Consider the following 21036-nt stretch of genomic DNA (forward strand, 5'->3'; position numbering starts at 1 on the left):
GCTCATGACCTCCGGAGAGCCCGTCTCATTGGGGCTCCCTTCGCTGCCGGTCCGACCGATCGCCGACCGCAGAACGAGTCGGCGGATCCAGGTCGGGCCGGTGGCCGTGGGGGGCGGAGCGCCGGTGTCCGTGCAGTCGATGACGACGACACGGACCTCGGACATCGGGGCCACGCTGCAGCAGATCGCCGAACTGACGGCGTCCGGCTGCCAGATCGTGCGGGTGGCGTGCCCCACGCAGGACGACGCGGACGCGCTCGCGACGATCGCGCGGAAGTCGCAGATCCCCGTCATCGCTGACATTCACTTCCAGCCGAAGTACGTCTTCGCGGCCATCGAGGCGGGCTGCGCCGCGGTCCGGGTGAACCCGGGCAACATCAAGCAGTTCGACGACAAGGTCAAGGAGATCGCGCAGGCGGCCAAGGACCACGGCACCCCGATCCGTATCGGTGTGAACGCGGGTTCGCTCGATGCCCGTTTGCTGAAGAAGTACGGCAAGGCGACGCCCGAGGCGCTCGTCGAGTCGGCGCTGTGGGAGGCGTCCCTCTTCGAGGAGCACGGCTTCCGCGACATCAAGATCTCGGTCAAGCACAACGACCCGGTCGTGATGGTGAACGCCTACCGGCAGCTCGCCGCGGCCAGTGACTATCCGCTGCACCTCGGCGTGACCGAGGCGGGTCCGGCCTTCCAGGGGACCATCAAGTCCGCCGTCGCTTTCGGGGCGTTGCTGAGTGAGGGGATCGGCGACACGATCCGCGTCTCGCTGTCCGCGCCGCCCGTCGAGGAGATCAAGGTCGGCATCCAGATCCTGGAGTCGCTGGGGCTTCGGCAGCGGCGCCTGGAGATCGTGTCGTGCCCCTCGTGCGGGCGGGCGCAGGTCGACGTCTACAAGCTCGCCGACGAGGTCTCCGCGGGCCTCGACGGCATGGAGGTGCCCCTCCGGGTCGCCGTCATGGGGTGTGTGGTCAACGGTCCCGGCGAGGCGCGCGAGGCGGATCTCGGCGTCGCGTCGGGCAACGGCAAGGGTCAGATCTTCGTGAAGGGCGAGGTCATCAAGACCGTCCCCGAGTCGAAGATCGTCGAGACCCTCATCGAAGAGGCGATGAAGATCGCCGAGCGGATGACGGACGCCGGGGTGGCCTCGGGCGCGCCCGACGTCACCGTGAGCTGAGAACAACCGGAGAGGGGGCCCGAGCGTGACAATTCTGGAAAGCATCCGGGGGCCGCGCGATCTGAAGGCGCTGAGCGAGGAACAGCTCGGCGAACTGGCCGCGGAGATCAGGGAGTTCCTGATCCATGCGGTCGCGAGAACCGGCGGCCATCTGGGACCCAACCTCGGGGTGGTGGAACTCTCCATCGCCCTGCACCGGGTCTTCGAGTCGCCGGTGGACCGGATCCTGTGGGACACCGGCCACCAGAGCTACGTACACAAGATGCTGACAGGTCGTCAGGACTTCTCGAAGCTGCGCGGGAAGGGGGGCCTGTCCGGCTACCCCTCGCGCGAGGAGTCCGAGCACGACGTCATCGAGAACAGCCACGCGTCCACCGCGCTCGGCTGGGCGGACGGCCTCGCCAAGGCCAACCAGGTCCTGGGGGAGCGGGGCCACGTCGTCGCCGTCATCGGCGACGGGGCGCTCACCGGCGGCATGGCCTGGGAGGCGCTCAACAACATCGCGGCCGCCAAGGACCGCCCGCTGATCATCGTCGTCAACGACAACGAACGGTCGTACGCCCCGACCATCGGCGGCCTCGCCAACCACCTGGCCGCACTGCGCACCACCGACAGCTACGAGAAGGTCCTCGCCTGGGGCAAGGACGTCCTCCTGCGCACCCCCGTCATCGGCCACACCGTGTACGAGTCCCTGCACGGCGCCAAGAAGGGGTTCAAGGACGCCTTCGCGCCGCAGGGCATGTTCGAGGACCTGGGACTCAAGTACGTGGGCCCCATCGACGGGCACGACAGGGGCGCGGTCGAGTCGGCGCTGCGACGTGCGAAGCGCTTCCACGGGCCCGTGGTCGTGCACTGCCTGACCGAGAAGGGCCGCGGCTACGAGCCCGCCCTCGCGGACGAGGCCGACCGGTTCCACACCGTCGGCGTGATGGACCCGCTCACCTGCGAGCCGCTCGCGCCGTCCAACGGCCCGTCCTGGACCTCGGTGTTCGGCGACGAGATCGCCCGCATAGGACGGGACCGCGCCGACGTCGTGGCGATCACCGCGGCGATGCTGCACCCGGTCGGACTCACCAAGTTCGCCGAGGAGTTCCCCGGCCGGGTGTGGGACGTGGGGATCGCCGAGCAGCACGCGGCGGTCTCGGCGGCCGGACTCGCGACCGGCGGCCTGCACCCCGTCGTCGCCGTCTACGCCACCTTCCTCAACCGCGCCTTCGACCAGCTCCTCATGGACGTCGCGCTGCACAAGTGCGGCGTCACCTTCGTCCTCGACCGGGCCGGCGTGACCGGCGTCGACGGCGCCTCGCACAACGGCATGTGGGACATGTCCGTCCTCCAGGTCGTGCCAGGCCTGCGCATCGCCGCACCGCGAGACGCCGAACAACTGCGGGCGCAGCTGCGCGAAGCGGTCACCGTGGACGACGCCCCGACGCTCATCCGGTTCCCGAAGGAGTCGGTCGGCCCCGAGATCCCGGCGGTCGAGCGGATCGGCGGCCTCGACATACTGCACCAGGCCGACGACCCGGCCGTCCTTCTCGTCTCCGTCGGTGTGATGGCGCCGGTGTGCCTCCAGGTCGCGGAACTCCTGGCGGCGCGCGGCATCAACTGCACGGTCGTGGACCCGCGTTGGGTCAAACCCGTCGACCCGGAACTCGCCCCGCTCGCCGCGCGGCACCGGCTCGTCGCCGTCGTCGAGGACAACAGCAAGGCGGCCGGCGTCGGATCCGCCGTGGCGCTCGCGCTCGGCGAGGCCGAAGTCGACGTACCCGTAAGGCGGTTCGGGATCCCCGACCAGTTCCTCGCGCACGCCAAGCGCGGCGAGGTGCTCGCCGACATCGGGCTCACGCCCGTCGAGATCGCCGGACGGATCGGCGCCAGCATGGCCCTGAAGGCCGAGACCTGGGCCCTGGTGGCCGACAAGGAGAGCGACGACGTATGAGCAAGGAGTTCGATCTCGCAAGACTCCTGGCCGAGCGCGGCGCCGAGCGCTACGAGCTGCACGCCAAGTACCTCAACCACCAGCTCCCGCGCATGCTGCACACCATCGGCTTCGACAAGGTCTACGAGCGGGCGGAGGGCGCCTACTTCTGGGACGAGGACGGCAACGACTACCTGGACATGCTCGCCGGGTTCGGTGTGATGGGCCTCGGCCGGCACCACCCCGTCGTCCGCAAGGCGCTGCACGACGTCCTCGACGCCTCGCTCGCCGACCTCACCCGCTTCGACTGCCAGCCGCTGCCGGGTCTGCTCGCCGAGAAGCTGCTCGCGCACAGCCCGCACCTGGACCGGGTCTTCTTCGGCAACAGCGGTACGGAGGCCGTCGAGACGGCGCTGAAGTTCGCCCGGTACGCGACGGGCAAGCCTCGGATCCTGTACTGCGGTCACGCCTTCCACGGGCTGACCACCGGGTCTCTGTCCGTGAACGGCGAGTCCGGATTCCGGGACGGCTTCGCTCCGCTCCTGCCGGACACCGCCGTGCCGCTCGGCGACCTCGACGCCCTGCGCGCGGAACTCGCGAAGGGCGACGTGGCCGGGCTGATCGTCGAGCCCATCCAGGGCAAGGGCGTCCACGGCAGCCCGCCCGGCTATCTGCGCGCCGCTCAGGAACTCCTCCACCAGCACAAGGCGCTGCTCATCGCGGACGAGGTGCAGACGGGCCTCGGCAGGACGGGCGACTTCTACGCCTACCAGCACGACGAGGGCGTCGAACCCGACCTCGTATGCGTGGCGAAGGCGCTCTCCGGCGGCTATGTGCCCGTCGGCGCGACGCTCGGCAAGGACTGGATCTTCAAGAAGGTCTACTCGTCCATGGACCGGGTCCTCGTGCACTCGGCCAGCTTCGGCTCGAACGCGCAGGCCATGGCCGCGGGGCTTGCCGTGCTCTCGGTGATGGAGAACGAGGAGGTCGTCGCGAACGCCCGGGCGACCGGTGAGCTCCTGAGGTCCCGGCTCGCCGCGCTCGTCGACCGCTACGAGCTGCTGAGCGACGTACGCGGCCGTGGCCTGATGATCGGCATCGAGTTCGGGCGGCCGAAGTCACTGAAGCTACGCAGCCGCTGGACGATGCTCCAGGCCGCGCGCAAGGGCCTGTTCGCACAGATGGTCGTCGTGCCGCTGCTCCAGAAGCACCGGATCCTCACGCAGGTCTCCGGCGACCACCTGGAGGTCATCAAGCTGATCCCCCCGCTGATCATCGGGGAGCGCGAGGTGGACCGCTTCGTCGAGGCGTTCACCGCCGTCATGGACGACGCGCACTCCGGCGGCGGCCTGATGTGGGACTTCGGCAAGACACTGGTGAAGCAGGCGGTCGCCAACCGCTGACGGCTCCGTAGGGGCGCCTCTCGGTTTCGTAGGGTGCTTCCTTGAAGAAGGACGCTGCTTGCCTCTGGGGCAATAAATTTGCCCCAGAGGCAGGGCTCTGGCTCAATCGACGGTATGAGCCCTGCCCCTGAGGAGCCGGCTCCGGAACCCACGGAGCTGCCCGCCGTCGCCCCGCAGCTGCGCGAACTCCGGCGCCGCGCCGCCCTGACCCTGGAAGCCGCCGCACGCGCCGCAGGGCTCTCGCCCGCGCACCTCTCCCGCCTGGAGACGGGGCGCCGCCAGCCCTCGCTCCCGATGCTGCTCGCCCTCGCCCGCACCTACGGTACGACGGTCTCCGAACTCCTGGGCGAGACGCCCGCCGACCGGGACGCGGTCGTGCGCTCCGGCGACATGGAGGCCACCGAGGCGGGCGGCTGGATCTACCGGCAGGCGGGCGCCCCGGGGCGCGGCATGCAGGCGCTGCGCGTCCACGTGCCGTACGGCGCCCAGGGCGACATCGTGCGGGTCCACCCCGGCGAGGAGTGGCTGTACGTCCTCGAAGGGCGGCTGCGGCTGCGGCTCGGGGACACCGCGTACGCGCTCGCGCCGGGGGACAGCGCGCACTTCGACTCGCTCACCCCGCACCGGATCGCCGCCGCCGACCGTGACGGCGCCGAGCTCCTCTTCGTACACACCCTGCTGCAGAGCCCGTCCGCCGCGCTGTGTCTCGGCCCGGCGACGGGCGGCGGCGAACGGACCCAGGGAGGCCCTCGATGAGCGCAGAGCCCAACGACGTGACCGAGCCCGAGCGGCACCCCGCCCGGCGTGACATCGAGGACAAGCTCCCGCGCGGCATCTGGGTGCGCCTGCTCGTCTACGTCTTCGCCGGGCATCTCGTCGCGGGCTTCATCTATCTGCTGTTCACGCTGGGGGCGTCGCGCGGGTGACGCGCCCGCGCGCGGGCCGGTGAGCCTCAGTCGAGGAGGCGTTCGCGCAGCCGGTCGCGCTGGGCGGGGGACAGCTTGAGGCCTTCTTCCAGGTAGCGGTCGGTGGAGCCCCAGGTCTGCTCGACCTGCTCGAAGGCGGCGGCCAGATACGTGGCGCGCGCGTCGAACAGGGGGCTCAGCAGCTCCATGACCTCGGGGGACATCGCGTCCTTCGAGGTGCTGCTGCGGTGCACCTTGTAGCGGCGGTGCGTGGCGTTCGACTCCAGGTAGTCCGCCTCGATGGCGTCGCGCTCCACACCCACGGCCAGGAGCGTGACCGCTATCGACAGGCCCGCGCGGTCCTTGCCGGCCGCGCAGTGCATGAGTGCGGGCACGCTGTCCTCGGCGATGGCGTGCAGGACCTGGCCGTGCTCGGCGGTGCGCTCCGTGATGATCGCCCGGTACGACTCGATCATGCGGTTCGCGGCCTGGCCTTCGGCCAGGGCGGCGCGCAACTCGTCGAGGTGGCCGTTGCGCACCATCTGCCAGAACTCGGCGCCGTCCGCCGGGTCGGTCAGCGGCAGATTCACGTTCCGCACGCCGGGCAGCGTGACGTCGGGCCCTTCGAGACGCTGGTCGGCGGCGTTACGGAAGTCGAAGATCGTGTGCAGCCCGAGCGAGGAGAGGAACGCGGCGTCCTCGTCCGTGGCGTGCGCGAGGTGACCACTGCGGAACAGCACGCCCTGCTTGACCCGACGGCCGTCCACGGTCGGGAGACCACCCACATCGCGGAAGTTGCGCACTCCGGCCAACTCGGGCTCGGTGGACGGGACCTGCTGCGTCACGGGGGCTCCTCCCGGTCGGCCGCGGCGCTGCTCGCCTGCGGGCGCCCTCGACGATACGACATGGCTGCCAGGGGCAACCGTGTGAGAGGGCGGCAGCTGATTGCATGTCGAATGTCCTAAATATGCCATTATGCGGTGAAGTGCCCTACATGGAATAACTCGCCCCGAAATAGGGGCAGATAATGGGCGTCACGTGAGCGGAGTCATAGCGGTGACCGTGTGTGGCGGCCGGGCCGGGAGGATTTCCCGCAGGTATCGCAGTTGCAAAGATCATGAATAGACGGAGTGTGACGGATTTTTCCGGAAAGGGTCATTCAAGGATCAAGAACCGGAATGCCCAAGGGGATTCGCGCCTTGTCCCCGCGCTCCCCGCTCGCTTACGTTCGGGGCAATCCGGACGGACCGCCTAATCCTGCCGCCGCCCGGAATCCGCACATCGATCCGTACTCGGCAGGGGCGGGGGACCCAGGTGGATCGCCGTTTCCGGGACACCGGACGCGGCTCGGGGTGAAGCCGTGCCCTCAAGGGGCGCGGCCGGGCAGCTCCAGCCCGAACCCGACAGCTCACCTCGCAGGCGACGGAGAGGAATCCCCCATGCCCGCGAAGGGTAAGCACCGCCGTCCCAAGTCCCATGGTTTCGCGCGCTCGATCGCCGTGGCCGGAGTGGGCGGCGTCGCGCTCGCGCTGCCGCTGATGGGTGCCACCGGCGCCCATGCCGCGACCCCCGCCGCCCACTCGGTCGCACAGGCCGCCGTCGCTCCTGCCGCGGCCAAGACCTACGCCGTGAAGGACGGGGACACCCTTTCGAAGATCGCCGACGCGCAGCACGTCAGCGGCGGCTGGAAGAAGCTCTACGCCGACAACCGCTCGGTCATCGGCGGTGACCCGTCCGTGATCCGTCCGGGCCTGAAGCTGACGATCGGCCAGCAGGCCGCGGCCCCCGCCGCGAAGTCCCCGGCCACCGCCACGCAGGCCTCCGCGCCCAAGGCCGCGGCGGCGACCGCCACCGGCTACACGCTGCCCGTCCAGGGCGCCTCCATCGGCACGGCGTACAAGACCGCGGGCGCCATGTGGTCCAGCGGCTACCACACCGGTGTCGACTTCGTGGTCCCGACGGGCACCTCGATCAAGGCCATCGCCGCGGGCACCGTCGTGTCGGCCGGCCTCGACGGCGCGTACGGCAACGAGGTCGTCATCCAGCACGCCGACGGCAAGTTCTCGCAGTACGCCCACATGTCGTCCCTCTCCGTCTCGTCCGGGCAGACCGTGACCGAGGGCCAGCAGATAGGCCTCTCCGGCGCGACCGGCAACGTCACGGGACCGCACCTGCACTTCGAGATCCGCACCACTGCGAGCTACGGCTCGGACCTGGACCCGGCCGCGTACCTCCGCGAGCACGGGGTCTCGCTCTGACCTCGATGACGTGACGTCAAGGTGTGACGTGAAGGGGCGGGTCCGACGCGGGCCCGCCCCTTCGGCGTATTCCGTCGTATTCCTGAAATCGCGAAACTGACCGGGTGGGCTATATCACCACCCGTCAACCCCTTCCTACGGTCGCGTAGGTCACATCGCAGGGTGAAAGATGTGTGGTCGTGGCAAACGAATCGAGATCACTCAGCGGCGGCACGATTCGGTCCTACGCGGCGGTGGGGGACAGCTTCACCGAAGGCGTCGGGGACCCCGGTCCCGACGGGGCCTTCGTGGGCTGGGCCGACCGTCTCGCCGTCCTCCTGGACGACCGGACCCCCGAGCACTCCTTCCGGTACGCGAACCTCGCCGTGCGCGGCAAGCTTCTCGACCAGATCGTGGAGGACCAGCTCCCGCGCGCCGTCGAACTCGCCCCGGACCTGGTGACCTTCGCCGCCGGCGGCAACGACATCATCCGTCCCGGCACCGACCCCGACGACGTCGCGGAGCGCTTCGAGAAGGCCGTGGCCCGGCTGACCTCCGCCGTCGGCACGGTCATGGTGACCACCGGCTTCGACACCCGGGACGTCCCGGTCCTCAAGCATCTGCGCGGCAAGATCGCGACGTACAACGGGCATGTGCGCGCCGTCGCCGACCGTTACGGCTGCCCGGTGCTCGACCTGTGGTCCCTCAAGACCGTCCAGGACCGCCGTGCTTGGGACGGCGACCGGCTGCACCTCTCGCCCGAGGGGCACACGCGGGTGGCGCTGCGGGCGGGGCAGGCGCTGGGCGTCGAGGTGCCGGCGGACCCGGACCAGCCGTGGCCGGCGCAGCCGCCGCGCGGCACGCTGGAAGTGCGGCGCGACGACATCCACTGGGCGCGGGAGTTCCTGGTGCCGTGGATCGGCCGGCGGCTGCGCGGCGAGTCGTCCGGCGATCATGTGGCGGCGAAGCGGCCGGATCTGCTGCCGCTCTGACGGCAGCCGGGCGCGTGATGGGGGAGCTTGCCTTTGCGGGGCGGCTCCCCCGCGTCATTTCCGCGCGGTCACCCCGGGCTCCCGTCGGAGCCCGATGTCGCGGTGGCGTCAGTCCGACGTCGCCGTCGTAGCCGTCAGGTCCGACCGCTCAAGCCCCAACTCCCGGGCCAGTGCGTCGTCGACCCACTCCTGCATGCGGGCCCGCGAGACCGTCCCCGTGTACGCGGTCATCTGCACCGCGAGACCGTCGAGAAGCGCCGTCAGGCGCAGCGCGGCGCCCGCCGGGTCCGGGCAGCGGAACTCGCCCGCCGCCACGCCTTCCGCGACGACCTCGGTGAGCGCCGCCTTCCACTGCTTGTCCAGGTCGCGGGTGACCTCCCGCAGCGCGGGCTCACGCAGCGCCGCGGACCAGCCCTCGATCCACAGCCGCCAGCCCTTGGCCTGTCCGGTCGGCGCGTACCACCGCACGGCCGAGCGCAGCCGGCGCAGCGCCGTCGTGCGCTTGCCGAGCAGCTTGCGCAGATGCGCCAGGTCGCCCTCGGCGGCGTGCGCGAACGCGGCGGCGACGAGCTTCTCCTTCGTCGAGAAGTGGTACAGAACCAGCGCGTTGCTCACCCCGAGCGCTGCGGCCACGTCGGCGATGCGCACGGCTGCCACGCCCCGCGCCTCGATCTGCTCGATGGCGGCCCCCAGCAACTCTTCGCGCCGCTCGGCCACACTCAACCGCACTCTTGCCACGCGGTAACAGTACACACGGGCGCCGACGTCCGGCGCTGAGCGGCGAAGGCGGTGCGAACGCCTCGTGCACGACCCTTGACAGCTCCCTGTGGCGCCCGCCACAGTCTCGCTTACTGACTGGCCGTTCAGTCAATAGGTCGTCCTGAGAACAACCGTCACGCCCCGTGCCCCGCATTGCAGCAGGAGTTTCCCCGTGACCCAAGCGCCGCCGACACCACCGAAACCACCGACCGAGCCGACCGGGCTGTCCGGGCCGACCGAGCCGTCCATGGACGCACCCGACCCGCCTGACCTGTCGGAGGGCTGGGGTGAACAGCGCTCCAGGCTCAAGAAGGACCTGCGCAGGCTGGACGTCCTGTTCTTCCTGATCTGCACGCTGGTCGGCCTCGACACGATCGGTTCCGTGGCCGCGCAGGGTCCGCAGGGCCTGACCTGGATGGCGATCCTCGCTCTCGCGTTCTTCCTCCCGTACGGGCTGCTCGTGGCCGAACTCGGCTCGGCCTTCCCCGTGCAGGGCGGCCCCTACGTGTGGACGCGCCTGGCGTTCGGGCGGCTCGTCGCCGGGGTGAACCAGCTCCTGTACTGGATCTCCAACCCCGTCTGGGTGGGCGGCAGTCTGTGCATCATCGCGCTCACCACATGGGAGGAGTTCTTCACCCCGCTGCCGGGGCTCTGGAAGTACGCGGCCGGGCTCGTCTTCATCTGGGGCGGCGCACTGGCCGTCGTGCAGTCCGTGCGGATCGGCAAGTGGGTGCCCATCGCGGGCGCCGTCGCCCGGATCGTGCTCCTCGGGTTCTTCCTGGTCTCCGTGGTGGTGTTCGCCGTCCAGCACGGAGTGCACGCGCTGCCCACGGGTGACTTCGTCCCGACGTACGCCGGCTTCGTGGCGCTGGTCCCGGTCCTGATCTTCAACTACGTAGGCTTCGAACTGCCCAGCTCCGCGGCCGAGGAGATGACGAACCCGCGGCGCGACATCCCCCTGTCGATCCTGCGCTCCGGCTTCGCGGCGGTGCTCCTCTACGGCGGCCCGATCCTCGGCATCCTCTTCGTGCTGCCCAGCCAGGAGATCGGCAGCCTCGGCGGCTTCATCGACGCCTGCAAGGCCGTGTTCACGGTCTACGGCGGGTCGATCGCGGCCGACGGCACGGTCACGCTCACCGGACTCGGCTCCGTGTTCGGCGGGGTCGCCGCGGCGGGCCTGATCATCGGCCTGCTCACCTCGGGCGTCACCTGGGCCATGGGCGCCCACCGCGCGCAGGCCGTCGCCTGCGCGGACGGCGCGGGTCCGGCATGGCTCGGCCGCATCTCCGAGAAGCACGGGACGCCGGTGCGGGTGAACCTCCTCTCCGCCGTGCTCGGTTCGATCCTCTTCGTCGTCGCCCTCAACCTCACGGGCGGCAACGGCGAGAAGTACTTCGCGGCGGGCCTCGGTCTGACGATCTGCACCACCTTCATCTCGTACGTCATCACGTTCCCCAGCCTCGCGGTGCTGCGCCGCAAGTACCCGGACACACCACGCCCGTACGCCGTCCCGGGCGGACGCGTGGGCGCCTGGGTCGTGAGCGTCCTCGCCACCGGGTTCGTGGCGTTCACCGTGATCGTGCTGATCTGGCCGGGCTTCGGGGTCGGCTGGTTCGGCTCGGCGGGCAGTGCGGCGGACTCGCTGCCGGAGTCGTTCGCCGGCCAGCGCACGCAGTACACGCTGAGCCAGGTGGTGCCCCTGCTGCTCTTCGTCGGCATCGGGCTCGTCTTCTACGCGATGGGTGGGAGGACGCGCAGGCGGGTGGGCAAGTAGCCGCAGACGACACACAGGAGGGCCTTCCCCTCACTGGCTCTAACAAAAGCTGTTGATCATGTGGCTGTTGGCTTGTCTGGTCGTTGGTCTGTTCATGGGGAAACGTCAGTCGCGGCCGTGGATCGTGTCGGACGAACTGTGGTCGCTCATCGAGCCGTTACTGCCCAAGCCGGGCCCGAAGCTGGTCGAGGGCCGACCTCGGGTACCGGACCGGCAAGCGTTCTGCGGGATCCTGTTCGTCCTGCACACCGGCATCCAATGGGAGTACCTGCCCCAGGAGTTGGGCTTCGGTTCAGGCATGACCTGCTGGCGGCGCCTGGCCGCCTGGAACGAGGCCGGCGTGTGGGATCAGCGCCACAAGATCCCCGCCATCGGCGGGGTCGTCGGCCGGCCACGGCATCGGCCCGACCTGCTCTTCGCCCAAGGAGCGCCAGCCCTCAAAATGTGACCGTCAGAGAGAATGAATCTTGCTCGGCAGGGAGCGTGGGCCACTCGGAGGCGGCCCACGCTCCCGATCGACGCGGCATGTAGCAGGCGGGTCCCTCAGTAGACGCGATGCTCTTCGAGCCACTCGCGGTCGACGATGATGTAGGCCCACCGCTCCTCCTCGGCCTCAGCGCGCCCCGACGCGAGAACCTCGTTGAACTCAGCCTACGTACGGGCCGAGGTCCGGCACGCGCCGGTGGTCCCGGGCCTGCCGGGTTTACCCGCGGCGTCCACGAACCCGGTGTTCCTCTGCGCTTAGCAGTTCAGCCTTCCAGAAGGGGAGGGGTGGCCTGGACAGCATGGCTGGCTAGGCTGCCCCTCCTGAATGTTTGCCACAGCGGCGGCGTGCGGCAGTGCCGGGCGTGCCAAGACGGGGGACGGAGGACGCATGGCAGATCGCCAGACGGTCCAGTTGTTTGACCACATGCGCAGGGGCATGCCGTTCGAGTTCACGACCAAGATGTCGATGATGAAGCGGCTCGCGACGCTGGTGTCCACCGCCGAGCTCTTCGGCTATCAGTACGCCGGAGCCCGGCAGGAGATCTTCTCCATCAAACTGCTCTTCACCCCCGACCCGAGCCCGCAGGCGCAGGCACGCGCCGCGCAGTGCTGGCCGTACGCGCCGCAGATGCCCGGGATCCCGCCGCAGACGTTGGAACTCAACAAGAAGCGCGTGCTGTTCGACCTGAGCAGCAAGGCCGCGCTGCTGAAGCGGCTGCCGGTCGTCGGGGTGATCGTTCTCCTGGCGTTCCTGCGCTCGCTCACCTTCCTGGGCAGCTCTCCAGGCCTCGCCCTCGGCTATGGGTGCGGCATGGCCGTCCTGGCCGGCGTCGGTATATGGATCAACTTCCTGCGCCACAAGAAGGCCGGCGCGTACCTCCAGGCGGCGGGCTTCGTACGCCACGAGCCCGCCCCCGGCCAGGTCTTCCACCTGCTGCCGGGCTCCCAGCCGCAGCACGGCCAGTCACTGCAGCAGTACGCACAGCAGGCGCCCGGGTACGGCGGCCAGGCCCAGCCCCCGCACGGCGCACCGCAGCACCAGCAGTACGGACAGCAGCAACCTCCGCAGTACGAACAGCAGCAGCCCCCGCAGTACGGACAGCAGGCGCCCTACAGCGGCTGGCCGCCGCAGTAGGAGAGGAGAAGGCAGGAGTCGGTAACCCGTTGCTGAGGTCATAGTCAGATCTCAGCAATCTGTGCGTTTACGCACAGATTGTCCTTAACGGTGTCACCACAGCCCGAGCTGGGCGGTGGTGTCCGGTTGAAGGTCTCGCGGTTCCTTCCGCCTGTGGGCGGTTTGCGCCACCTGCCCGCACCGGGTCAGCTTTGTGGCTGGCTCGGCTGGCGCGGGTCTTCTGGTCGGCTCCACGCGGTTTCGGTGCGCTGGGCGTGCCCCGGTCTCCGGCCACTCCGGTACCGGTTGTGCTGGCCGATGCGAGGTCGGCGAGGTTGCGGGCGGCGTTCTCGTCCCGGTCGATGACCAGGCCGCACGCGTCGCAGGAGAACACTCGGACGTGCAGGGGCAGTTCGGCTTTCACTGTCTTGCACGACGAGCAGGTTTTCGAGGACGGAGGCACGTGACGCTGCCGGGCGCAAGGCCGCTCGGCTGGATGCCTGGCGGGACGAGCGCCCCAAGCGTCATGCCGTTCGTCATTGCGCAGGTGGCCACGGTGCTTCGCGTGGACATGCTCGAGGCCGCGCACCGTCGCCTGCCGAACTCATTCCTCTCCTGCGGATCGTGGCTTGGTCCCGTCGCATGCCGAGAGTCGAAGCGCGCCAGCGCCGAGGTATTCACTTCGGTATACTCGCGGTATGGATACGACGATCAAGATCGGTGCCGAGACTCGGGACAAGCTTGCGGCCTTGGCCGAGGCCCGCAACATGTCGATGCGGGCGTTGATTGAGGAGTTCGTCGCGACTGCGCTCACGCCCGCGCAGCTGCAGGAACGGGCGGAGCGCACGGACGCATTCCTGGTCTCGGAGTTCGGCCATCGGGTCAGCGAGGATGATGCCGGTGCGCTGCGTGAGCGAATGCGTCAGGCGCAGGCCGCCCACCAGTCGCGGGTGCGGGGCACGGCAGCGTGATCGTCGAGCACTACATCCTGGACAGTGCCACCCTCCTCGCCCTGGGCGGACACAAGCAGGTCTCCGGGCTCGTTCATGTCGCAGCCGGTGATCCCACCGTGCGGCTGTGGGTGCCGATCGTGTCCGCGCTGGAAGCAGAGCGGGAACGGACCGGGATCGTCGACTACCTCGGCATCCTCGACGTGCTGCACACCTTGGACACCGACTACGAGGCCGCCCACGCCATCGCCGACCTGCACCGCCGGAACGTCCCGTTCGGCGTGGCGGCCGCAGTGCACGCCGCACGTCCTACCCTGGACCGTCCCGACGGTGCGCTTGTCGCCACCATCGCCCCCTTGGACTACGAGGGCCTCGGTACGCCGGTGATGGACCTCAACTCGTAGGCCCGACAGGAATGTGGGGGTGCCGCGGCGAGCGCACTACGCGACGCTCAGTCCTTGTAGGTGACGCGGACGTGGTCGAAGTGCCCGCCGGTGGCCGAACCATGGCTGCGGCTATACGTGCAGCTTCTGGAGCATGTCTGGTGTGCGGAGGCGGACTGACCGGGGCGGCAGCTACTGCTCCCAGAGGGTCGTCTTGAACGTGTAGTCGACGGCCCATTCCACGGAGGGCTCGCCGGGCGCGTCCATTGGGCTTCCTGGACGACCGCGCGCACGACTCCCCCCTCAGCCGCTCCTCGTCGAAGCCCGGTGGCCGTCCCCCCCCGTGGCCCTTTGCGCAGGCGGACCGCCTGACTGTCGGTCTTCTCCGGAATCGTGTGACGGATGCCCCGGCGCCGCAGGTAGTCACCGCACGGGCCGTTGCTGTATGCCTTGTTGGCCGCGAGGCTGTCCGGCTTCGTGCGCGGCCTGCCTGGGCCCACCCTGGGGACGCGGATGTTCTCCAAAACCGATGTGAATCGGGTGCAGTCCACCCGTTGGCCTGGGGTGACGACCAGTGACCGCGGGCGGCAGCGGCCGTCCGCACTCAGGTGGAGCTTGCTGGTGAACCCGCCGCGCGAGCGGCCCAAGCCCTCACCTCCAGCACCACCTCCACCAGGCGGCCGACGAGGCTCTGCCACGGTGTCTCGTCCTGGTGTTCCACCTCTTCGGCCCTCTTTGAGGCGGGTGCCGACGGCGGGTCGGTGCGGGCGCCAGCCGCATGCTGATGCGCGCGGACGACGGTGGAGTCCACCGAGATATCCCAGTCGATTTCACCCGCCGCGTCGGCCTCGGCCTGGACCTGCCGGAGCCGACGATCCCAGGTGCGGTCGCCCGACCACAGCCGGTGGCGTTCATAGACCGACTTCGACGGGCCGAACCGTTCGGGCAGGTCACGCCACTGAACGCCCGTCCGCACCCGGTGCAGAATCCCGTCGATCACCTGCCGGTGATCCCGCCACCTGCCACAACGCCCGTTGCTGACCGGTACGAAGGGCCGAAACCGTTCCCACTCGGCAAACCTTCAGGTCACCCCGCCTGACTTTGTTCGCGAGTTTCGGCAGCAGATGTTCACCAGTCTCGACAGCAGCCGTCCTGGGTGGCGTTCGATTCGGCTCGGTCATATTCGGGCGGCGGTGGGGGGTGGTTGGAGCGGCCGACCCGCTGGCAGAAGCGTGCCGTGGCCCGCTGCAGACAGTGCCACCGGCCCGGTGAACGCTCAGCGGGGCCCCAGGGCAGGCACGCGGTGGCAGGCCGGAAGGCGGCAGAGGATGGTGGAGGGTGTGGACGACTCCGTGCTCGGCCCGGTGCTGGCCGGCCTGCTGGAGCGGTCGCACGACACCGCACCGGGCGAGCTCGCCGCGCTCATCGACCATGGCGCGCGCGACCTGGGCCTGGCCGGCGCGACGGTCTACCTCGCCGACGTCCAGCAGACCCACCTCATCCCCCTGGCTCCGTCGGACGGCGGCGCGGACGCCGCGCTGGCCGTGGACGGCACCCTGGCCGGCTGGTGCTACCGCACCCGCTCCCAGCGCCTGGCCACGGACACACCCCACCTGGTGCTGTGGCTACCTCTGGTCGACGGCATCGAGCGCATGGGCGTGCTCCGCCTCACCGCACCCCACCTGGACCCCAACACCCTGGAGCGCGCCAAGGCACTGGCGTCCCTGACCGCCCTGCTGGTGGTCTCCAAGACCTTGTACAGCGACACCCTGCTCACCACGGTGCGCACCCGCCCGATGACGCTGCAGGCCGAACTCGCCTGGGCGTTCATGCCGCCCCGCACTTTGGGCACCACGGCGGTCACGTCCAGCGCCGTGCTGGAACCCGCCTACGAGATCGGCGGTGACGCGTTCGACCACGCGCTCGGCGAGCGGAAACTGCACCTGGCCGTGGTCGACGCCATGGGCCACGACACCGCCTCGGGCCTGTGCGCGGCACTCGCCCTAGCCGGCTGCCGCTCCACCCGCCGCACCGACGGCACCCTCGCCGACATTGCCCCCGTCGTCGACCAGGCCCTGCACTGCTGGGTTCCGGACCGGCTCCTGACTGCCGTCTTCGCCGACCTCGACCTCGTGACCGGGGAACTTGCCTGGGTCAACTGCGGCCACCCGCCCCCGCTGCTGATCCGCCGCCAGCGCGTCGTGGCCGGCGCCCTGGCCCGGTACCCCAACCTCCCCCTCGGCCTCGGCCTCGGCCACCCGGACTCTGCCCCTCCGGTCGAGCGCTTCCAGCTCGAGCCCGGAGACCGGATCCTCATTCACACCGATGGCGTCACCGAGGCCCGCTCACCGGCCGGCGGGTTCTTCGGCGAAGACCGCCTGGTCGACACCGTCGTGCGGGCCACCGCCGCCGGCGAGCCCGCGCCCGAGGCCCTGCGCCGTCTCAGCCGCGACATCCTCGACCACAGCGGACACCTGACCGACGACGCCACCATCCTGCTGGCCGAATGGCATCCCCTCCGGACCCCCGACTGATGCGAGCCGGACCCGTTCGATTCCGCGGGCCCCAGGGGTGCTGTCAAAACTGGTAAACACCTGCTGCCGAAACTCGCGAACAGAGCCACCCCGCCACATGTCCAGGTGAACGAGTCGGCAATGGAGTAATCACATGATCAGCTGGACAGCAACAGCAACAGCAACAGCAACAGCAACAGCAACTACCCTTGCCGGCCTCGGCCACCAGGGCCGCGGGGTCATCGGTCTGAACGGCTGACAGCGCTAGGTGCGCGGCCCGCGAGCCAGACCGCGATCCGCTCCTTGAACTCGCGGTTGACGTAGGGACTGTCGCGAAGAGTGATCTGTTCCAGGTACTGCAGGATGTTCTCCGAGCGGTCCGGGTGGCGCACCGCGAACACGTCGATGCCGATCTCGCCCGTCGAGGCAATGACGTACACGCTGCCGTCGAGAGCCATCATGGCGAAGCCCGGGTGGCCCGCATGTATGCCGAGGAACGCCGATGCCGCGCCCCGGCCCATGATGTCCCAGTGGTCCAGGAGTCGAACCCGGGTCCAGAGCGTCGGTGCGGCGCTGCCGCTGTGCAGGTTCTGCACGGCGGCCCGGTGCGTGCGGGTGCCCTGTGGGAGCTGGACGAGGAACTCACGCCGGTCATCGAGAAGACCCGAGGAGACGGCGAGGTCGTACCAGTCCCCATTGAGCCGCTCGACGAGCCGTGGGGTGTCGTACCGGTGGGAGAAGCCGCCGGCCACGTCCTCGGCACGGTATCCGGCGACGAACGGCATCGTGCCGTCCGGCACGGCGTCCGGAATCACCTCAAGACCGGCCCGCCGCAGCGGCCGGTACACCTTGCGGTCGCGCTCTTGGGTACCCATCGGTCACTGTTTTACCAGGCCAGCGCGCCAAGAATCCCCCGGCCCGGCGCTTGCCCGTTTCCCCACCTCCCGGATCGGACCGGTGCCCGGATCGGCCGCATGATCGGCCGAACAGCACACCTAGCGGGTCACGCAGGGCGGGTGCTCCAGCTTCTGCCCGGCGTGGATCAGGACCGAGCGCCGCCCCGGCCAGGGCCGGGGCCTGTTTGCGGGTTCTTCCCGGAGAGGATGCAGGTTGCATAGGGCTGGCGAATCGTGATGCCGCGGATTCAGTCGCCCTCGGGCAGGGTGGCGATGCTCATGCGGCTCGCGCCCTGATTCCGGTTCCGGGGCGGCCGGCGCGGCGCCCGTTGATGGACGTGTGCGTTGCGTGTCGGGCGTCGGCGAGGACTGCGTGGCCGGAGTGCTTGCCGTCGTACAGGGCAGCGTCGGCGGCCTGCTGGAGCACGGACAGGTCGCGGGTGTTGAGGATGTCGGGCGTCGCTGCGCCGACGGAGGCGGCGACGTCGACGGTCTGCCCGTCGTCCAGGTGCACCGGCGTGTGGAGCATCCTCATGAGCTGTGCGAGGCGGTCCTCGCGCCGGCCGTGGGGCGCCTGCAGGACGATCGCGACTCATCGCCCCCGAGGCGGCCGAGGGCGGCGTGCGGGCCCGCCCAGGCGGTGAGCCCCGGGCTGCGGTCGCCGCGAGGACGGTGTCACCGGCCGTGTGGCCGAAGGTGTCGTTGATGGCCTTGAAGTGGTCCTGGTCGTAAGCGCGCAGGTTCCCGGATTCCTGAACGTTGATAGGCCGGAACTTGCGTGCCAGGTGGTGGCTGCGGCGGCCCCGCGCACGGGTTCCGGCTCAGCTGGCGGGACCTGATTTTCGAGCGCTCGCCGCGCCGTATCCGACTGGCTAGCCCGCAGGGGCTACCGACAGAATTCGTTGACCTGCGGAAACGTGGTCCGTGAGGTGTGGACTTCCGTGCTGGGGTGTGGTTCCCAGTGAACTTCAGTCCGGTGACGGCCCGCATGCCTGATCTGGACCCCTGGCCGGAAGGCCCGCGTATGCCGCCAAGCGGACCCGTCTACCCTGACCGAATGATTGACGACGGGGACTTCCGGGTCGGTGATGTGCTGTCGGTTGCTTGTCCCTTCACGATTACCAGGGTCGAGCAGGGCCTCACACGGGATCACGTGTCGGTGCGATGGCCGTGGTGGGAAATCGACACCGAGAACGAGTTCGCGCACTGGAACGGGGTCGTCGCTCTCGGCGTGAACAGCAGCGGGAGCATCTCGCCTGAGGTGGAGGCCGAGCTCTTTCGAACGGACCCGCCGCCCGAACAGCTGAAGGCGGGAGACGTCTGCCGGGTCGGCGTGCCACCCACCGTCGTGCACGTGACGGACGTCGAACACCACGACCCCCCGCTGGAGACGGCCTGGCTGCCACATCCCGCTCAGACCGTGACCGTGCTGCCCCGAGGTCTGTCATATCGCGAGTTCCCGGACGGGAGCCATCTTGTTGGCTCGGGGTACACCATCCATCCTGGCGACGGGACCCCCCTCACCTTCGAACTGTTGATGCGCCCATACGCATCCCTCCAGTTCGGCGACGAGGTCGCCGATGCCGTCGGCCGGGCATGGCGCTTCGACGGGCCCTGGGACTGGACCGCCTTCGACGGGGAGCCGGCCGGCGCGGGCCCTGGGTGGCCGCTCCTCCTGCTCACCCGAGCAGGAACGCCGTGCTCCGTTGAAAATGCCGAAGCGGTGGCTGCGAGTACGGCGAAAGGATCCCACCAGGAGACGATCCGAGAGTGGATGGCACTCACCGAGGCCTCGCCCACACCTTGATCCATCCGGACACCTGCGGCATCTCTGCGATTGGTGACCCAGGACCGGGCCCTACAGGCCGCCTACGGCGCACGGTCACAACACGTGCCGGCCGCCCAGATCGCCGACCCGCGACATTCCGTCACCCAACGAGCCACATTTCGTCGGTAGCACCGCAGGCCGATGTGGGTTCGGCGTGCCGTCATCGCTCATGTGCGCCCGCTGCCAGATCCCGTTCCAGTTGAACGGGGTCTCCGGGACGAAACGGTGCCGCTGCCCGCACGGACATGGCGCCAGCACCCACGCGCACCCACGGCACAGCTCCACCCAGCCGTGCCCAGTCGAGTTCGACATCAGCGGTCTCTCGTCCCCGCAGGCGGGGCAGCCGGGGAGATCGGCGCCGTCCAGAATCGCGTTCTGTCGCCGGACATACTCGGGCAGCCGCAGCGACGGATGGCGAAACGGATCTTCGTACCAGGCGCGGTTCGGGCTCTCCCACCAGCTCCGCAGCCACCACGGTCGCGGGTTCGCTACGGCCCGCCGCCCGGCCCGCTTCTGCGCCCGGCGTTGCGCGGCGTACTCCTCCGCCCGCGCGAGCCACAGCACGAGGGCGGCAGTGACGGCGGCGGCGTGTGCCGGCAGGTGTTGTTCAGCCCAGGTTCCGGCAAGACCGAGGAAGTCCTGCAAGTCTTGCTGGGCGCCCGCGACGAGCCTGCGTGCCTGGTCTACCGACAGCTCGATCACCGGGCTGCCGTCCGTCCCGTAAGCGTCGAACGTCAGCCGGACCATGTCGCCAACGCGTTCGGCCACCGACGACGGATCGTGGCCGAAGTAGGAGCAGCCGGTGCCGTCGAGCACCTCCAGCCAGTCCCGCCAGGTGTCCAGGCCGTTGCAGCAGCCCGGCTCGACGAAGACGGTGTCGGTGGCATTCTCGGTCACCCTGAACCCTCCGGCGGCGAACAGATCAGGCATGGTGAGCAGCCCGTGCAGGAATGTGCCGAGCGGGTCGGTCGGGCACGGCCCATGCTCCTCCTCCGGCTCGAAGTCGTTGCAGGCGGCGATCTGCATAACCGCCGTGCCGACCTCCGCCGGAGTCAGCCCCCCGTTCAGCACGAGGTAGCCATCCGATTCCTGCTCGCCAACGGGCCAGAGCGCGAAGTCGTCGCCGGCGGAGATCTCCAGAACGGGTTGCACGACCGATCCGTGCGGGACCGGGCTTCCACTCGCGGCGCAGCTGTGGGATCTCATAGAACTTGGCCCACGGCCATCGCCGGTCACGTTGCCTTCTACACCGACCACGTCGACGTCCAGACCGGCGCCTGACGGCCGAGGGAGGAGGCCATTGGCCTCCTCCCTCCCGTCGGCGCCTCTACCAAGCCGATCGGGGAGTCGGGCAGAGTGTGACCGCCACGACCGCGCGCATCTAACGGTCCTGGAGGCCCTCGTCACGGGTGGCGTGGAGGAGACCCGCGCTCGTCGAAAAGGCGCTGTGGAGTGCCCGCCGCGAGGAAATCGCACAAGGCCACACCGGGGTCCTCCTCGGCCAACAGCACGCGCATGGGGCCGAAGCGGCACGGGAATGAGTCGCCATCCTCGTCCACTGCCATGCGGCGACCTCATCGGCAACTTGATGCTGCCGCTCGGCGTCGCGGACCACGAGGGCTCCACCTTGCTCGTCGGTCTCAACGGGCTGCGGCTGTGGCGCGTGGCGGCGGGCGGGGCGGGAGGAGGACCGGTGGGCCTGGGCAG

The 21036-nt window shown here is 69.6% G+C and carries 19 protein-coding genes, 3 pseudogenes and 1 riboswitch; of the genes and pseudogenes, 14 read left to right on the top strand and 8 right to left on the bottom strand.

All coding sequences use genetic code 11. The features are described from left to right. Positions 1 to 4: 4 nt before the first annotated feature. The 5 genes from ispG (at position 5) to ACIPWY_RS02885 (ending at position 5418) form a co-directional block, all read left to right on the top strand. Complete coding sequence (ispG, locus tag ACIPWY_RS02865) at positions 5 to 1171, top strand: flavodoxin-dependent (E)-4-hydroxy-3-methylbut-2-enyl-diphosphate synthase (RefSeq protein WP_362901894.1); 1167 nt, start codon at positions 5 to 7, stop codon at positions 1169 to 1171. A gap of 25 nt (positions 1172 to 1196) precedes the next feature. Then, the gene (gene dxs / locus ACIPWY_RS02870; protein ID WP_362901896.1) at positions 1197 to 3110 is read left to right on the top strand and encodes a 1-deoxy-D-xylulose-5-phosphate synthase; all 1914 of its coding nucleotides are present in this window, start codon (positions 1197 to 1199) and stop codon (positions 3108 to 3110) included. Then, entirely contained in the window at positions 3107 to 4492 is a 1386-nt protein-coding gene (locus ACIPWY_RS02875; protein WP_362901898.1) for an aspartate aminotransferase family protein, read from the top strand. Before dxs ends, ACIPWY_RS02875 begins: the two co-directional genes overlap by 4 nt. A 114-nt stretch (positions 4493 to 4606) precedes the next feature. After that, positions 4607 to 5248, top strand: a complete 642-nt coding sequence (locus ACIPWY_RS02880) for an XRE family transcriptional regulator (protein WP_362901900.1) — start codon at positions 4607 to 4609, stop codon at positions 5246 to 5248. After that, entirely contained in the window at positions 5245 to 5418 is a 174-nt protein-coding gene (locus ACIPWY_RS02885) for a DUF6126 family protein (protein WP_362901902.1), read from the top strand. Before ACIPWY_RS02880 ends, ACIPWY_RS02885 begins: the two co-directional genes overlap by 4 nt. Before the next feature lie 26 nt (positions 5419 to 5444). On the opposite strand, the gene ACIPWY_RS02890 is transcribed toward ACIPWY_RS02885, so the two are convergent. Further along, on the bottom strand, positions 5445 to 6242 hold the full coding sequence (locus ACIPWY_RS02890; RefSeq protein WP_362901904.1) for a tyrosine-protein phosphatase: 798 nt from the start codon (positions 6240 to 6242) through the stop codon (positions 5445 to 5447). Positions 6243 to 6666: 424 nt separating this feature from the next. Further along, a riboswitch (cyclic di-AMP (ydaO/yuaA leader) is annotated at positions 6667 to 6832 on the top strand. A 4-nt stretch (positions 6833 to 6836) separates the two neighbouring features. Between ACIPWY_RS02890 and ACIPWY_RS02895 the strand changes: the two genes are divergently transcribed. Both ACIPWY_RS02895 and ACIPWY_RS02900 read left to right on the top strand, forming a co-directional pair. Continuing rightward, positions 6837 to 7655, top strand: coding sequence for a LysM peptidoglycan-binding domain-containing M23 family metallopeptidase (locus tag ACIPWY_RS02895; RefSeq protein ID WP_362901906.1), 819 nt, complete (start codon positions 6837 to 6839; stop codon positions 7653 to 7655). Positions 7656 to 7834: 179 nt separating this feature from the next. Further along, positions 7835 to 8626, top strand: a complete 792-nt coding sequence (locus tag ACIPWY_RS02900) for an SGNH/GDSL hydrolase family protein (RefSeq protein ID WP_100591834.1) — start codon at positions 7835 to 7837, stop codon at positions 8624 to 8626. A 108-nt stretch (positions 8627 to 8734) separates the two neighbouring features. On the opposite strand, the gene ACIPWY_RS02905 is transcribed toward ACIPWY_RS02900, so the two are convergent. Further along, on the bottom strand, positions 8735 to 9364 hold the full coding sequence (locus tag ACIPWY_RS02905; protein WP_362901908.1) for a TetR/AcrR family transcriptional regulator: 630 nt from the start codon (positions 9362 to 9364) through the stop codon (positions 8735 to 8737). 193 nt (positions 9365 to 9557) lie between these two features. Here ACIPWY_RS02905 and ACIPWY_RS02910 point away from each other — a divergent pair, with 193 nt between their 5' ends. The 3 genes and pseudogenes from ACIPWY_RS02910 to ACIPWY_RS02920 all read left to right on the top strand — a co-directional run bounded on the left by ACIPWY_RS02910 (position 9558) and on the right by ACIPWY_RS02920 (position 12780). Further along, complete coding sequence (locus tag ACIPWY_RS02910) at positions 9558 to 11159, top strand: APC family permease (RefSeq protein ID WP_393704418.1); 1602 nt, start codon at positions 9558 to 9560, stop codon at positions 11157 to 11159. Between the two features lie 94 nt (positions 11160 to 11253). Next, positions 11254 to 11523, top strand: a pseudogene (locus ACIPWY_RS02915) (transposase); the annotation flags it as partial. Positions 11524 to 12033: 510 nt separating this feature from the next. Next, the gene (locus ACIPWY_RS02920; RefSeq protein ID WP_362901910.1) at positions 12034 to 12780 is read left to right on the top strand and encodes a hypothetical protein; all 747 of its coding nucleotides are present in this window, start codon (positions 12034 to 12036) and stop codon (positions 12778 to 12780) included. A gap of 67 nt (positions 12781 to 12847) precedes the next feature. Here the strand turns inward: ACIPWY_RS02920 and ACIPWY_RS02925 are convergent, their stop codons facing one another. Continuing rightward, positions 12848 to 13348 carry a zinc ribbon domain-containing protein gene (locus tag ACIPWY_RS02925; protein ID WP_362901911.1) on the bottom strand — a complete coding sequence of 167 codons (501 nt, stop codon included), beginning with the start codon at positions 13346 to 13348 and terminating at the stop codon, positions 12848 to 12850. 109 nt (positions 13349 to 13457) lie between these two features. Between ACIPWY_RS02925 and ACIPWY_RS02930 the strand changes: the two genes are divergently transcribed. Further along, the gene (locus ACIPWY_RS02930) at positions 13458 to 13730 is read left to right on the top strand and encodes a hypothetical protein (protein ID WP_362901912.1); all 273 of its coding nucleotides are present in this window, start codon (positions 13458 to 13460) and stop codon (positions 13728 to 13730) included. Further along, on the top strand, positions 13727 to 14113 hold the full coding sequence (locus ACIPWY_RS02935; protein WP_362901913.1) for a hypothetical protein: 387 nt from the start codon (positions 13727 to 13729) through the stop codon (positions 14111 to 14113). Before ACIPWY_RS02930 ends, ACIPWY_RS02935 begins: the two co-directional genes overlap by 4 nt. 583 nt (positions 14114 to 14696) lie before the next feature. Here the strand turns inward: ACIPWY_RS02935 and ACIPWY_RS02940 are convergent. After that, a pseudogene (locus tag ACIPWY_RS02940) lies at positions 14697 to 15155 on the bottom strand (transposase); the annotation flags it as partial. 277 nt (positions 15156 to 15432) lie between these two features. On the opposite strand from ACIPWY_RS02940, the gene ACIPWY_RS02945 reads away from it, so the two are divergent. Beyond that, entirely contained in the window at positions 15433 to 16626 is a 1194-nt protein-coding gene (locus tag ACIPWY_RS02945) for a PP2C family protein-serine/threonine phosphatase (protein WP_362901915.1), read from the top strand. 218 nt (positions 16627 to 16844) lie between these two features. Here the strand turns inward: ACIPWY_RS02945 and ACIPWY_RS02950 are convergent, their stop codons facing one another. From ACIPWY_RS02950 to ACIPWY_RS02960, 3 genes and pseudogenes are all read right to left on the bottom strand, one after another. Next, on the bottom strand, positions 16845 to 17480 hold the full coding sequence (locus tag ACIPWY_RS02950; RefSeq protein WP_362901917.1) for a hypothetical protein: 636 nt from the start codon (positions 17478 to 17480) through the stop codon (positions 16845 to 16847). 298 nt (positions 17481 to 17778) lie between these two features. Continuing rightward, positions 17779 to 18036, bottom strand: coding sequence for a hypothetical protein (locus ACIPWY_RS02955; protein WP_401532068.1), 258 nt, complete (start codon positions 18034 to 18036; stop codon positions 17779 to 17781). A gap of 175 nt (positions 18037 to 18211) precedes the next feature. Further along, positions 18212 to 18286, bottom strand: a pseudogene (locus tag ACIPWY_RS02960) (hypothetical protein); the annotation flags it as partial. 272 nt (positions 18287 to 18558) lie between these two features. Between ACIPWY_RS02960 and ACIPWY_RS02965 the strand changes: the two are divergent. Then, entirely contained in the window at positions 18559 to 19308 is a 750-nt protein-coding gene (locus ACIPWY_RS02965; protein ID WP_401532069.1) for a hypothetical protein, read from the top strand. Between the two features lie 75 nt (positions 19309 to 19383). Here the strand turns inward: ACIPWY_RS02965 and ACIPWY_RS02970 are convergent, their stop codons facing one another. Continuing rightward, a complete protein-coding gene (locus ACIPWY_RS02970; protein ID WP_401532070.1) occupies positions 19384 to 20481 on the bottom strand; it encodes a hypothetical protein in 1098 nt (365 codons plus the stop codon). Positions 20482 to 21036: the final 555 nt, after the last annotated feature.

The organism is Streptomyces sp. NPDC090032, from assembly GCF_044748025.1.
Lineage (GTDB): Bacteria > Actinomycetota > Actinomycetes > Streptomycetales > Streptomycetaceae > Streptomyces.

What these genes read in the sequence shown, in the direction of transcription:
- ispG (WP_362901894.1), top strand. Translation starts at nt 5, where the DNA reads ATGACCTCCGGAGAGCCCGTCTCATTGGGGCTCCCTTCGCTGCCGGTC.
- ACIPWY_RS02875 (WP_362901898.1), top strand. Translation starts at nt 3,107, where the DNA reads ATGAGCAAGGAGTTCGATCTCGCAAGACTCCTGGCCGAGCGCGGCGCC.
- ACIPWY_RS02880 (WP_362901900.1), top strand. Translation starts at nt 4,607, where the DNA reads ATGAGCCCTGCCCCTGAGGAGCCGGCTCCGGAACCCACGGAGCTGCCC.
- ACIPWY_RS02885 (WP_362901902.1), top strand. Translation starts at nt 5,245, where the DNA reads ATGAGCGCAGAGCCCAACGACGTGACCGAGCCCGAGCGGCACCCCGCC.
- ACIPWY_RS02895 (WP_362901906.1), top strand. Translation starts at nt 6,837, where the DNA reads ATGCCCGCGAAGGGTAAGCACCGCCGTCCCAAGTCCCATGGTTTCGCG.
- ACIPWY_RS02920 (WP_362901910.1), top strand. Translation starts at nt 12,034, where the DNA reads ATGGCAGATCGCCAGACGGTCCAGTTGTTTGACCACATGCGCAGGGGC.
- ACIPWY_RS02930 (WP_362901912.1), top strand. Translation starts at nt 13,458, where the DNA reads ATGGATACGACGATCAAGATCGGTGCCGAGACTCGGGACAAGCTTGCG.
- ACIPWY_RS02950 (WP_362901917.1), bottom strand. Translation starts at nt 17,480, where the DNA reads ATGGGTACCCAAGAGCGCGACCGCAAGGTGTACCGGCCGCTGCGGCGG.
- ACIPWY_RS02955 (WP_401532068.1), bottom strand. Translation starts at nt 18,036, where the DNA reads ATGAGGATGCTCCACACGCCGGTGCACCTGGACGACGGGCAGACCGTC.
- ACIPWY_RS02965 (WP_401532069.1), top strand. Translation starts at nt 18,559, where the DNA reads ATGATTGACGACGGGGACTTCCGGGTCGGTGATGTGCTGTCGGTTGCT.